At 61.9% G+C, this 12,182-nt stretch carries 12 protein-coding genes; 8 read left to right on the forward strand and 4 right to left on the reverse strand.

Annotated elements, in window-relative coordinates:
* The 3 genes from urtC to urtA all read right to left on the reverse strand — a co-directional run bounded on the left by urtC (position 1) and on the right by urtA (position 4,176).
* Positions 1-1,173 carry an urea ABC transporter permease subunit UrtC gene (urtC, locus tag ACSQ8R_RS13185; RefSeq protein ID WP_436253782.1) on the reverse strand — a complete coding sequence of 391 codons (1,173 nt, stop codon included), beginning with the start codon at positions 1,171-1,173 and terminating at the stop codon, positions 1-3.
* Entirely contained in the window at positions 1,170-2,753 is a 1,584-nt protein-coding gene (urtB, locus tag ACSQ8R_RS13190; RefSeq protein ID WP_436255465.1) for an urea ABC transporter permease subunit UrtB, read from the reverse strand. Before urtB ends, urtC begins: the two co-directional genes overlap by 4 nt.
* 133 nt (positions 2,754-2,886) lie before the next feature.
* Positions 2,887-4,176, reverse strand: a complete 1,290-nt coding sequence (urtA, locus tag ACSQ8R_RS13195) for an urea ABC transporter substrate-binding protein (protein ID WP_436253783.1) — start codon at positions 4,174-4,176, stop codon at positions 2,887-2,889.
* Positions 4,177-4,460: 284 nt separating this feature from the next.
* On the opposite strand from urtA, the gene ACSQ8R_RS13200 reads away from it, so the two are divergent.
* From ACSQ8R_RS13200 to ACSQ8R_RS13215, 4 genes are all read left to right on the forward strand, one after another.
* A complete protein-coding gene (locus tag ACSQ8R_RS13200; protein WP_436253784.1) occupies positions 4,461-5,768 on the forward strand; it encodes a flagellin in 1,308 nt (435 codons plus the stop codon).
* Positions 5,769-5,892: 124 nt separating this feature from the next.
* Entirely contained in the window at positions 5,893-6,213 is a 321-nt protein-coding gene (locus tag ACSQ8R_RS13205; protein ID WP_436255466.1) for a putative quinol monooxygenase, read from the forward strand.
* A gap of 88 nt (positions 6,214-6,301) precedes the next feature.
* A complete protein-coding gene (locus ACSQ8R_RS13210; RefSeq protein ID WP_436253785.1) occupies positions 6,302-6,958 on the forward strand; it encodes a phytochelatin synthase family protein in 657 nt (218 codons plus the stop codon).
* 134 nt (positions 6,959-7,092) lie between these two features.
* On the forward strand, positions 7,093-8,754 hold the full coding sequence (locus ACSQ8R_RS13215; RefSeq protein WP_436253786.1) for an alpha-amylase family protein: 1,662 nt from the start codon (positions 7,093-7,095) through the stop codon (positions 8,752-8,754).
* Between the two features lies 1 nt (position 8,755).
* Here the strand turns inward: ACSQ8R_RS13215 and ACSQ8R_RS13220 are convergent, their stop codons facing one another.
* A complete protein-coding gene (locus ACSQ8R_RS13220; protein ID WP_436253787.1) occupies positions 8,756-9,718 on the reverse strand; it encodes a GlxA family transcriptional regulator in 963 nt (320 codons plus the stop codon).
* 100 nt (positions 9,719-9,818) lie between these two features.
* Here ACSQ8R_RS13220 and ACSQ8R_RS13225 point away from each other — a divergent pair, with 100 nt between their 5' ends.
* From ACSQ8R_RS13225 to ACSQ8R_RS13240, 4 genes are all read left to right on the forward strand, one after another.
* On the forward strand, positions 9,819-10,121 hold the full coding sequence (locus ACSQ8R_RS13225; protein WP_436253789.1) for a putative quinol monooxygenase: 303 nt from the start codon (positions 9,819-9,821) through the stop codon (positions 10,119-10,121).
* 28 nt (positions 10,122-10,149) lie between these two features.
* Positions 10,150-10,593 (forward strand): DUF488 domain-containing protein, encoded by a 444-nt coding sequence (locus ACSQ8R_RS13230; RefSeq protein ID WP_436253790.1) that lies wholly within the window; start codon positions 10,150-10,152, stop codon positions 10,591-10,593.
* 68 nt (positions 10,594-10,661) lie between these two features.
* Positions 10,662-11,258, forward strand: coding sequence for a LysE family translocator (locus tag ACSQ8R_RS13235; protein ID WP_436253791.1), 597 nt, complete (start codon positions 10,662-10,664; stop codon positions 11,256-11,258).
* Between the two features lie 152 nt (positions 11,259-11,410).
* A complete protein-coding gene (locus ACSQ8R_RS13240) occupies positions 11,411-12,142 on the forward strand; it encodes an SDR family oxidoreductase (RefSeq protein ID WP_436253792.1) in 732 nt (243 codons plus the stop codon).
* Positions 12,143-12,182 lie beyond the last annotated feature (40 nt).

Consider the following 12,182-nt stretch of genomic DNA (forward strand, 5'->3'; position numbering starts at 1 on the left):
CTATTCCGCCGCCTGGGCGGCCTGCGCCACCGTCCCGCTATCGCCCCGGCCCTTTTCGGCTTCGGCGGCGGCCTGCAATGCCTTGCGCGCCCGGTAGCCGTGCTGGATCGTTCCGACGATGCCCTTCGGCAGGAACAGCGTCACGGCGATGAACAGGCCGCCGAGCGCGAACAGCCAGATTTCCGGGAAGGCGCCGGTAAAGAAGCTCTTGCCGCCATTGACCAGAATCGCGCCGATAATCGGGCCGATCAGCGTCCCGCGCCCGCCGACCGCCGTCCAGACGACGACTTCGATCGAGTTGGCCGGCGCGAATTCGCCCGGATTGATGATGCCCACCTGCGGCACGAACAGCGCGCCGGCGATCCCCGCCATCATGGCGGACACAACGAAGGTGAAGAGCTTGATGTTCTCGACCCGGAAGCCGAGGAAGCGCACCCGGCTTTCCGCATCGCGCACCCCGACCAGCACCTTGCCGAACTTCGAGCGGACGATGGCGGAGGCGAGTACCAGGCAGAGCGACAGCATCAGTGCCGACATGAAGAACAGAACCGCACGCGTGCCGTCCGCCTGGACGGAGAAGCCGAGGATGTCCTTGAAGTCGGTGAGGCCGTTATTGCCGCCGAAACCCATGTCGTTGCGGAAGAAGGCAAGCAGCAGCGCATAGGTCATCGCCTGGGTGATGATCGACAGGTAGACGCCGTTGACGCGGGAGCGGAAGGCGAACCAGCCGAAGATGAAGGCGAGCAGGCCGGGCACGACGATCACCATCGCCATGGCGAAGATGAACCAGTCGAAGCCGTGCCAGAACCAAGGCAGTTCCTTGTAGTTCAGGAACACCATGAAGTCCGGCAGGATCGGGTTGCCGTAGACGCCGCGGGGGCCGATCTGGCGCATCAGGTACATGCCCATCGCATAACCGCCGAGCGCGAAGAAGGCGCCGTGGCCGAGCGAGAGGATGCCGCAATAGCCCCAGACGAGATCGAGCGCCAGCGCCAGCAGCGCATAGCAGAGATATTTGCCGAACAGCGACATCGCATAGGTCGGGATGTGAAGCGCGCTGTCGGGCGGGGTCAGGAGATTGAGCGCCGGCACCAGGATGCCGATGGCGAGAAGGATGCCGACAGCTGCGACGATACGGCCTTCGAGGGCGCGGAAGACAAAGCCGGAAATCATGCTTCCACCGCCCTTCCCTTGAGCGCGAAGAGACCGCGCGGACGTTTCTGGATGAAGAGGATGATCAGCACCAGAACCAGGATCTTGCCGAGCACGGCGCCGACCGAAGGTTCCAGGAACTTGTTGAGCACCCCGAGCGACAGCGCGCCGACCAGCGTGCCCCACAGATTGCCGACGCCCCCGAACACCACGACCATGAAACTGTCGATGATGTAGCTCTGGCCGAGGTTCGGCGAGACGTTGTCGATCTGCGAGAGCGCCACGCCGGCAATCCCGGCAATGCCGGAGCCGAGCGCGAAGGTGAAGGCATCGACCCAGGGCGTCCTGATGCCCATCGACGAGGCCATGCGGCGGTTCTGGGTGACGGCGCGCATGTTGAGGCCGAAGGAGGACTTTTTCATCACCACCAGGAGCGCCACGAAGATCGACAGCGAAAAGGCGATGATCCACATGCGGTTCCAGGTGATCGTCATGCCGCCGACCGGGAACGAACCGGACATCCAGGAGGGATTGCCGACTTCCTGGTTGGTCGGCCCGAAGATCGAACGAATGGTCTGCTGCAGGATCAGCGACACGCCCCAGGTGGCGAGCAGCGTTTCGAGCGGCCGTCCGTAGAGGAAGCGGATGACGCCGCGTTCGATGACCAGGCCGACCGCGCCGGTGACGAGGAAGGCGACCGGAAGGGCAATCGCCAGCGACCAGTCGAACAGGCCGGGCGCATTGTCGCGGATCATCTGCTGCACCACGAAGGTGGAGTAGGCGCCGAGCATGACCATTTCGCCATGCGCCATGTTGATGATGCCCATGACGCCGAAGGTGATCGCAAGCCCGATCGCCGCCAGCAGCAGGACCGAGCCGAGCGACAGGCCGTACCAGACATTCTGGGCCATGTCCCACAGCCGCTGGCCGCTTTCGATGCTGGCGATCGCCGCATTGACATCGCCCTTGAGGCTCGGATCGAGCGAGGCGGATGCGCCCATCAGGATGCCGATCGCGTTGCGGCCGCCATAGTTCTTGATCGTCTGGATAGCGGCCCGCTTTTCATCGACGGAACGGTCTGAGGAGAGCAGCGAGACGGCCCGCGCCTCTTCCATGCGGGCCTTGACCTCGCCGTCCTTTTCCTTGGAGATCGCGGTTTCGAGAAGCTCGAGGTTTTCGGCGCTTGGGGAGCGCAGCACGGCATCGGCCGCCTGCAGCCGCACGCCGCGATCCGGGCTCATCAGCGTCAGCCCGCCCATCGCGGAACGGATGACGCGGCGCAGGCTGTTGTTGATCTTGATCTTGGTGACGGCGTTCTTGGCGGCCTGTCCGGCCGAAGCGCCCGTCACCGGGTCGATCAGCTCATAATTGGAGCCGGCCGCCTTGCCGATGAACACCAGGTTGTCGGACTTACGGAAATAGAGGTCGCCTTCGGAAAAGGCATTCAGCGCCGGCACGAGCCGGGCATCGCCGGTGGCGGCGAGCTGGCCGATCAACTTCTCGGCTTCGGCGAAATCGGCTTTGGCAAGCTGATCGAACAGCGGCTTCGGATCAGTCCCGGCGCTCGATTGCGCATGGGACGGCGCGGCGAAGGAAAACATCAGGCAGAGCAGAAGACCAAGGCTCTGCAGAACGCGGAAAGGAACTTTGCTCGTCATTGGAACCCCCTTGCGAGATCGCGGGCGACTGGACGCCGCCCGCGATGATGTCGATGAACATCGAGAGGCAATCGGATCAGCTGCCCTTGCCGCCGCACTTGCCGGAAGCAACGTTGAAGTTGCCGCAGGACATCGGCTTGCGCCAATCGGAGATCAGGTTCTTGGAGTCCGGCAGGTAATCGGACCACTCGTCGCCGACCACGGGCGCAGTTTCCTGAACGATGTCGAACTGGCCGTCAGCCTGGATTTCACCGATCAGCACCGGCTTGGTGATGTGGTGGTTCGGCATGACGGTGGACGTGCCACCCGACAGGTTCGGAACGGAGACGCCGATGATCGAATCCAGCACGGCGTCGGTATTGGTGGTGCCGGCGGCCTCGACAGCCTTCACCCAGGCGTTGAAGCCGATATAGGCGGCTTCCATCGGGTCGTTGGTGACGCGCTTGTCGTTCTTGGTGAACGCCTTCCATTCCTTGATGAACTCGGCATTCACATCGGCATCGACGGACTGGAAGTAGTTCCAGGCAGCCAGGTGGCCGACGAGCGGCTTGGTGTCGAGACCGGCAAGCTCTTCTTCGCCGACCGAGAAGGCGACGACCGGAATGTCTTCAGCCTTGATGCCCTGGTTGCCAAGTTCCTTGTAGAACGGAACGTTGGCGTCGCCGTTGATGGTCGAGACAACGGCGGTCTTCTTGCCGGCAGAGCCGAACTTCTTGATGTCGGAGACGATCGTCTGCCAGTCGGAATGACCGAACGGCGTGTAGTTGACCATGATGTCGGATTCGGCAACGCCCTTCGACATCAGGTAGGCCTTGAGGATCTTGTTGGTCGTCTGCGGATAGACGTAGTCGGTGCCGGCCAGAACCCAGCGCTTGACGCCTTCTTCCTTGGCCAGATAGTCGACGGCCGGGATGGCCTGCTGGTTCGGGGCAGCACCCGTGTAGAAGATGTTGCGCGAGGATTCTTCACCCTCGTACTGCACCGGATAGAACAGGATCGAGTTCAGCTCTTCGAAGACCGGCAGGACCGACTTGCGCGAAGACGAGGTCCAGCAGCCGAACACGGCGGCAACCTTGTCCTGGGAAATCAGCTGGCGGGCCTTCTCGGCGAACAGCGGCCAGTCGGAGGCCGGATCGACGACGACGGCTTCGAGCTTCTTGCCCAGCACGCCGCCCTTCTTGTTCTGCTCGGCGACAAGCATCAGCATGACATCCTTGAGGGTGGTCTCAGAGATGGCCATGGTGCCCGAAAGCGAGTGCAGAACACCGATCTTGATGGTGTCGTCAGCGGCGAAAGCACCCTGCAGCGCAGTCGTCGACATCACGGCGGCGAGCAGCGCGCCACCCAGTTTGGATCTCAATGTCATTGGTTCGAACCCCTCTTCTCGTTCGTCCGCAACGAAGACTTAACCGTTGCTTAAGCGACTATCGGTTGCTGCATCGCAAAACCGTATACGTCGAATGACGTATCCGTGGGGGAGAAGGGGGAAGAAGGTGTCGTGGGGGAAGACCCGGCGCCCAGCCGGCGTCTTCGGGCCAAACAGCACCGGCGAGGCTCATATCGGGCATCCTCATGATATATTAACCATACTTGGTTTGTATAAGAAGGCGCTTACGTAGCGTGAGGAGTTGTTTCCGGTGTAAAGATAGTATGAGTAGCATCCTCACAAATACCGGAGCTACTTCCGCGCTCCAGATACTCCGGTCCCTCGACAGCGAGGTTTCCGGCGCGCAGCGGCAGGCCGCGACCGGCTTGCGTATCGAGCAGGCCTCCGACAATGCCGCCTACTGGTCGATCGCCACAACCATGCGATCGGACAGCGGTGCCCTTTCGGTCGTGCAGGACGCCCTTGGCCTCGGAGCCGCAAAAGTCGATACGGCCTACGAAGGCATGGTTGCGACCGCCGATATCCTGGCGGCGTTCATGGCCAAGGTCGTGGCCGCCCAGCAGGACGGGATAGACAGGAAGAAGATCCAGGAAGAACTGGAGCAGTTGAAGCAGCAGATCGTCTCGATATCCAGCTCAGCGACCTTCGCCGGTCAGAACTGGTTGCAGTCGGACATGCAGGGCCAGGCCAGCCAAGCCGGCGAAAAGACGACTGTGCTGTCGTCGTTCAACCGCGGCGAGGATGGAGCCGTCTCCCTCGAGACCATCGACGTCGATCTGTCGAAACTCGCACTGTTCAAGAATGGCGGCGGCGGAATTCTGCAGAAGGAACCCGATCCGGATCTGGGTTATGGCCTCGGCACGATCGGCGGGCTGATGGGATTTTCGACTTCGGGTTATGGCGACGTGCCAGGCCCGGTATTCGACCAGCCCTTCACGATTACGAAATTCGACGTCATCACTGTCCCCTTTTCGGTCGGCACGTTCCAGGACACGTTCGTCATCACCAAGAGTGTCGTCGATCAGGCACTCGGAGGCCAACCGGGATACGGCTTCGATGGAGATATCGAAAGCACGGCCGACTGGACCAAGGTCCTGCTGCAGGCAACGTTTCTCAACAAGGACCCCTCCGACACCCTGCTTTCGGCCCAGGGTGGCACGCCGATTATCTTCTTTCGGGCCACCCCTCCGCTCGCCGCAGAGCTGATCACCATTCAGCAGCCTGTCCACACCCGGACGCTGCCGCCTGAGGGTATCGATATTCTCGATATCGACGTCACCGATCAACACATCGATTTTCCGACGATTACCCTGGTTCTGGACGAGATGCAGCAGAAGGTCATATCGGCCGGCGCCTATCTCGGCTCGCTCAAGTCGAGGATCGAGATGCAGGAAGCATTTGGAGCCCGTCTGACGGACAGTCTCGACAAAGGCATAGGACGCCTCGTCGATGCCAACATGACCGAGGCGTCGAGCAGGCTCAAAGCATTGCAGGTCCAGCAGCAACTGGCGATCCAGTCGCTTTCGATCGCCAATTCGGACGCCCGAAACATCCTCTCCCTCTTCCAGTAAGCGGATCTTCAGCCGGGCGGCAAGGGCGCATTGCACGCGATATATGACCTCCGAGGTAATCGACCCGGCGGCCTATGGCATTTATCCCGATAAGCAGCTTTTCACGGCGCGAAAGGATCCAGCCATGCCCGTCACCTATGTCATCCGTTTCGATATCCTCCCAGGCCAGCGCGACCGTTTCATGCTTCTTCTGAACGGCGTGCTCGATGCGATGCGGCACGAACCGATGTTCCACAATGCGGTGCTGCATGCCGATCCCGACAACGAGAACCACATGATGCTCTACGAAACCTGGGAGGATCATCAGGACGTATTGGACGTGCAGTTGCAGCGCCCCTATCGCGAGGCATGGCACGCGGCCCTTGCCGGTCTCCTCGCCGGGCCTCGCGACGTTTCGATCTGGCATCCGATCCGCAGCGATCGGTCGGCCCAATCTCGCCTTTGACGGAGCTGTTGCGGCTTGTCTGCGATATTGATGTTCCCGCCCCCTTGGAGCATTCTTCGGGATCATCCTTGGCTTCAAGGACCGGACGATGAAGCGCGGTCTGTTTTTCGGCATGATCGCCGCTGCCAGCCTGATGGCCGGAGCGGCATTTGTCGTGGTCGGCCAGACAAAAGTTCCGCCGGAAGCGATACAGTCGTCCGTGATCCGCTCTCCCCAACTGATGGAGCGGGCCTGGACACTGCCTGTGGCGGCAACCTTTGGCCGCAAGGTCACCTGGCAATCGAATGGCTCGCGATGTGGCCCCGCAAGCATCGCCAATACGTTTCGCTCGGTTGGCGAGGAGGAAACCACCGAGGCCGAGGTTCTGGACGGGACCGGGATGTGCTGGACGGGGTTCTGCATCATCGGCCTGACGCTGGATGAACTTGCCGGGCTCGCCCGAATGAAAACCGAGCGGAAGGTTTCGGTTCTCCGCGACCTGACCGCCGACGAATTCCGCGAGCATATGAAGCACGCGAACGACCCGGGCCGCCGCTACATCGTCAATTTCACGCGTGAAAAGATCTTTGGGGCAGGCGCCGGTCACCATTCTCCGATCGGAGGATATCTGGAAGCCGAGGACCTGGTGCTCGTCCTTGATGTCAACGAGGACTACGAGCCCTGGCTTGTCGGGCGGGAACGGTTGTTTTCGGCCATGGACACGCTCGATGGAGACAAGAAGCGCGGCCTGCTCCTAATCGAATAACAGCGTCATCCCCGCGCCTTGCGACGGGGCCTGTGACCGTTCCCGCGTTTCGAATTCGTTCCCCGGAGGGAACATTTCCCCGCGTCGCGCACTTGCCTCCCCACACCCGCCAATCGCCCGAGGAGTTCAAGCCCGTGATCAATGACCTCTGGTACAAGAACGCCGTCGTCTATTGCCTCTCCGTCGAGACCTTCATGGATGCCAATGGCGACGGGATCGGGGATTTCCAGGGTTTGCAGCGCAGGCTGGATTATCTCTCGGGCCTTGGCGTCAGCGCCATCTGGCTGATGCCGTTCCAGACCTCGCCCGGTCGCGACGACGGTTACGACGTCTCCGACTACTACAATGTCGATCCCCGTTACGGCACGCTCGGCGATTTCGTCGAATTCACCCATGGCGCCAAACAGCGTGGAATCCGGGTGCTGATCGACCTCGTCGTCAATCACACGTCCAACGAACATCCCTGGTTCCAGGACGCCCGCAGCGATCCGAAATCCCCCTATCGCGACTGGTATGTCTGGTCCGACAAGAAACCGGCCAACGCCGATGAAGGCATGGTGTTTCCGGGCGTCCAGAAGACCACCTGGACCCATGACAAGCAGGCCAAGCAGTATTATTTCCACCGCTTCTACGAGTTCCAGCCGGACCTCAATACTTCCAATCCGCATGTGCAGGCGGAAATCCTCAAGATCATGGGCTTCTGGATCCAGCTCGGCGTGTCCGGCTTCCGCATGGATGCGGTGCCTTTCGTGATCGCCGAGAAGGGGGCCGAGGTGACGAAGCCGAAGGAGCAGTTCGACATGCTCCGGACTTTTCGCGAGTTCCTGCAATGGCGGCTCGGCGACAGCATCATCCTTGCCGAAGCCAATGTCGTGCCGAAGGAAAACCTCGCCTATTTCGGCGAGGACGGCGACCGGATGCAGATGATGTTCAACTTTCACGTCAACCAGGCGCTGTTCTATGCCCTCGCGTCTGCCGACAGCCGGCCGCTCGTAAAAGCGATCAACGATACCTACGAGCGCCCCGCTACCGCCCAATGGGGCCTGTTCCTGCGTAATCACGATGAACTCGATCTTGGTCGCCTGACCGAGAAACAGCGCCAGAAGGTGTTTTCGGAATTCGGGCCGGACAAGAATATGCAGCTCTACGACCGCGGCATCCGCCGGCGGCTGGCACCAATGCTGCAGGGCGACCGCCGCCGGCTGGAGCTTGCCTACAGCCTGATGTTCTCGCTGCCCGGCACGCCGGTCATCCGCTACGGCGACGAGATCGGCATGGGCGACGACCTGTCGCTGCCGGAGCGCAACTGCGCCCGCACGCCGATGCAATGGTCGACCGAGCCGCATGGCGGCTTCACCAAGAACGACAAGCCGGTCCTGCCGGTGATCAGCGGCGGGCCGTTCGGCTTCGAGCACCTGAACGTTGCCCACCAGCGGCGCGATCCCAATTCGATGCTGAACTGGATGGAACGGCTGATCCGGATGCGCAAGGAAGCGCCGGAAATCGGCTGGGGCGAATGCGTGCCGCTGAAGACCAGCGACCCGGGTGTGCTGGCACTGCGCTACGACTGGCGCGACAATTCCGTGCTGGTCGTCCACAACCTGCATTCGACGCCGGTCGAGGTGGAGTTCTCCGTGGGTCTCGGCGACCATGGCGAGAAGCTGATCGACATCGCCGACGGCGGCAACAGCAAGGCGGAGGCGAATGGCAGGCATACGCTCCTGCTCGATGCCTATGCCTATCGCTGGTACCGGGTCGGCGGCCTGGATTATCTTCTGAAGCGCAAGGAGGTCTGACCTATCCTCCCGCCCTCACCTCGCGCACGCCCCGCCCGGTCTTCTGCCGCAACAAGGCCCGAAGCGTGACGCCGTCTGCATAACCGACCAGCGTTGCGATCTCGTCCGGGCTCTTGTCGCTCGTCTTCAGGAGATGCACGGCGCGCTCCACCCTCAGATCCTGGAAATAGGAAAGCGGCGTCTTGCCGAGCACCTGCTGCATGCGCCGCGCCAAAGTCCGCTTGCTGGCGCCCACGGCACCGGCGGCGTCATCGAGCGAAAAGCCTTCGGAAAGCCGGTCCCGAGCCCAGCGCTCAAAGCGCTGCACCAGCGGATCTGCATGCGAAAGATGGTCGGTGATCACGTAAGCCGACTGGGACGGCCTGTTATCGACGATCAGATAGCGAGCCACGAGTCCGGCAAGCTCGGGGCTGACCTGCCGCACCAGCCAGAGTGCCATGTCCATGTGGCCGAGCGCGGCACCCGCCGTCACCAGCGAACCGGATTTTACCAGCATGCGCCCGTCTTCCAGCTGCACGGACGGATAACGCTGGCGGAAAAGCGGCGCGAGCCACCAGCTCGTCGTCGATTTCTCCCCGTCGAGAAGACCGGATTCGGCAAGCACGAACGTGCCGACGCAGGCAGCGGCGATGTTCATGCCCGCAGCCTTCGCCTCGCGCAGCACCGCCCCCGCATCGCGGATATCTGCACGGTCGAGGGCCGGCACCAGCACGTCCGGCATCTTGCAGGCGATCGCCGGCACGACCAGCCAGCCGCCGGCCTTCGGATCGAAGCTTCCGGAGATCGGCACGGCAAGCCCGTGCGCCGTCTTCACCTGCCTGCGCACGCCGATCACCGACACCTCGAATCTCGGCACATCGAGTGACAGCATGACCGCCAGCTCGTTCGCCATGGTGAATACGTCGAGCATGGTCGACAGGCCGGTATCGAAGACGGGATCGAGGGCGAGGAGCTGCAATTTCATGGCAAGAACACTATCAATAATGTCAATATTGACAATAGGCAAGCGAACCTGCGTGGCAGATTGTCAGGCCACCATGTCGTTCCGGAAAAGGAGAGAAACAATGGTCAAGGTCGCACTGTTCGTCCGCCTTCAAGCCAAGCCCGGCAAGGAAGCGGCGCTGAAGGAATTCCTCGCCGCAGGCCTTTCGATGGCTGAGGACGAGGCCACCACGCCGATCTGGTTTGCCCTGCAATTGGGGCCGAAGACGTTCGGCATTTTCGACGCCTTCAACGACGAGGCCGGCCGCCAGGCGCACCTCACCGGCCCGATCGCAAAGGCCCTGATGGCCAATGCGCCGGAACTTCTGTCAGAACCGCCTTCTATCGAAAAGATCGACGTGCTCGGCCTGAAAAACGTCGCCTGACCGACCCCGTTGCGATAAGAAGAGGCGCATGAGCATGGACGTCACCACGATCGGCTTCACCAAGACGACGGCCGAGGATTTCTTCGGCCGCATCAAGGCGGCTGGCGTCAAGCGGATCCTGGACGTGCGCCTCCACAACACCTCACAGCTTGCCGGTTTTGCCAAATCCGACGACCTCGCCTTCTTTCTGAAGACGATCTGCGGCGCCGGTTATGCGCATGAACCGCTGCTGGCGCCGACCGAGGAGATCATGACCGCCTTCAAGAAGCAGAAAGGCGACTGGAATGTTTTCCAGAACGATTTCATGGGTCTGATGGCGGAACGTCAGGTGGAAAGTCACCTGAAACCTGAAGCCTTCGACGGCTCCTGCCTGCTTTGCTCCGAGGACACGCCGCATCATTGCCATCGCCGGCTTGTCTGCGACTACCTGAACAGCAAATGGGGCGGCAAGCTCAACATCCGCCATCTCTGAACGAACTCGACAAACCTGATCCGAAGCAACGCCGGGTGACAGCCTCCCCGCGCGGGGAGCGCATTGCCATGACCTACGATACCATCCTTGCCATCGTTCTCTTCTCGCTTGTCGGTTCCGTATCGCCGGGTCCAAGCAATTTCATGCTGCTCGCCTCGGGCACCAATTTCGGTTTCCGGCGCACCGTGCCGCAGATCCTCGGCATCACCATCGGCCTTTCATCGGTGCTGCTGGCGGTCGGTTTCGGTCTCGGCGCGCTGCTGATCGCCTATCCGCCGCTTGCGCTGGCATTGAAGATCGCCGGCGGCAGCTACCTGCTCACTCTTGCCTGGCGGATAGCCATGTCCCGCTCCGTCTCCAGCGATGATGCGAGCGCCGCCCGTCCCCTCACCTTCCTCGAATCCGCCGCTTTCCAATGGGTAAACCCGAAGGCCTGGGTCGCAGCGCTAACGGCCATGGCCGCCTATGCCAGCGCCGAGAACCCGTTCGTCTCGGTGGTGCTGATCACGTTGGTCGTCGCCGTCGTCAACCTGCCGAGCGTCGCCGTCTGGGCCGGCTTCGGCGTGGCGCTGCGGCGGTTCCTGTCCGATCCGGTGCGGCTCAAATGGTTCAACATCGTCATGGCGTTGTTGCTGGTCGCGACACTCTGGCCGCTGCTGAAATAGCAGCGCTCGGCCCCGTTGCCGCTGTGAAGTGCAGGCTTGGACAATCGTGCAAGAACTGCGGAGGACCTTGATATCGGTCGGCCGCGCATCCGTCGCATAGATCCCTCGCGAGCAGCGGCATGCCGCCGCTGCTCCCACAAAGGATCAGCAACATGACTCACATCACTGAAAAGGTGGTTCTTATCAGCGGCGCCAGCAGCGGCATCGGCGAAGGCACGGCGCGCATTCTCGCCGCCGCCGGGGCGAAGATCGTGCTCGGCGCACGCCGCACCGATCGGCTGGAAGTACTGGCCGAAGAGATCGCCGCGGCCGGTGGCACCGTCCGTATCCGCCGGCTCGACGTCACCGACCGGCAGGATTTCCAGGCGTTCGCGGAATTCGCACTGGCCGAGTTCGGCCGCATCGACGTGATCGTCAACAATGCCGGCCTGATGCCGCTGTCCTTGATGTCGTCGCTCAAGGTGGAGGAATGGGACCGGATGATCGACGTCAACATCCGCGGCGTGCTCTACGGCATTGCCGCCGTGCTGCCGATCATGAACGGCCAGGGATTCGGCCAGGTGATCAACATTTCCTCGATCGGCGGCCTCGGCGTCGTGCCGACCGCCGCGGTCTATTGCGCCACGAAATATGCAGTGCGGGCAATCTCCGATGGCCTGCGCCAGGAGAACGACAGGATCCGCGTCACCTGCGTCTATCCGGGCGTGGTGGAATCCGAGCTTGCCGGCACGATCACCGATCCGGTCGCGGCGGACGCGATGAAGACCTATCGCAGCATCGCGATCACCCCCGATGCGATCGGCCGCGCTATCCTGCATGTCATCGACCAGCCAGCGGATGTGGATACCAACGAGATCGTCGTGCGCCCGACCCGCACCATGTGATCGGGCTCCATGATGCGGTGGGGATTTACCGCACCGCATC

The organism is Neorhizobium sp. LjRoot104 (assembly GCF_964253725.1).
In the GTDB taxonomy this organism is placed as follows: Bacteria; Pseudomonadota; Alphaproteobacteria; order Rhizobiales; family Rhizobiaceae; genus Neorhizobium.

Excerpts from the sequence above, each read along its gene's own strand:
- ACSQ8R_RS13240 (WP_436253792.1), top strand. The coding sequence starts at position 11,411 with ATGACTCACATCACTGAAAAGGTGGTTCTTATCAGCGGCGCCAGCAGC.
- ACSQ8R_RS13225 (WP_436253789.1), top strand. The coding sequence starts at position 9,819 with ATGGTCAAGGTCGCACTGTTCGTCCGCCTTCAAGCCAAGCCCGGCAAG.
- urtA (WP_436253783.1), bottom strand. The coding sequence starts at position 4,176 with ATGACATTGAGATCCAAACTGGGTGGCGCGCTGCTCGCCGCCGTGATG.
- urtC (WP_436253782.1), bottom strand. The coding sequence starts at position 1,173 with ATGATTTCCGGCTTTGTCTTCCGCGCCCTCGAAGGCCGTATCGTCGCA.
- ACSQ8R_RS13205 (WP_436255466.1), top strand. The coding sequence starts at position 5,893 with ATGCCCGTCACCTATGTCATCCGTTTCGATATCCTCCCAGGCCAGCGC.
- ACSQ8R_RS13210 (WP_436253785.1), top strand. The coding sequence starts at position 6,302 with ATGAAGCGCGGTCTGTTTTTCGGCATGATCGCCGCTGCCAGCCTGATG.
- ACSQ8R_RS13200 (WP_436253784.1), top strand. The coding sequence starts at position 4,461 with ATGAGTAGCATCCTCACAAATACCGGAGCTACTTCCGCGCTCCAGATA.
- ACSQ8R_RS13220 (WP_436253787.1), bottom strand. The coding sequence starts at position 9,718 with ATGAAATTGCAGCTCCTCGCCCTCGATCCCGTCTTCGATACCGGCCTG.
- ACSQ8R_RS13230 (WP_436253790.1), top strand. The coding sequence starts at position 10,150 with ATGAGCATGGACGTCACCACGATCGGCTTCACCAAGACGACGGCCGAG.
- urtB (WP_436255465.1), bottom strand. The coding sequence starts at position 2,753 with ATGTTTTCCTTCGCCGCGCCGTCCCATGCGCAATCGAGCGCCGGGACT.
- ACSQ8R_RS13235 (WP_436253791.1), top strand. The coding sequence starts at position 10,662 with ATGACCTACGATACCATCCTTGCCATCGTTCTCTTCTCGCTTGTCGGT.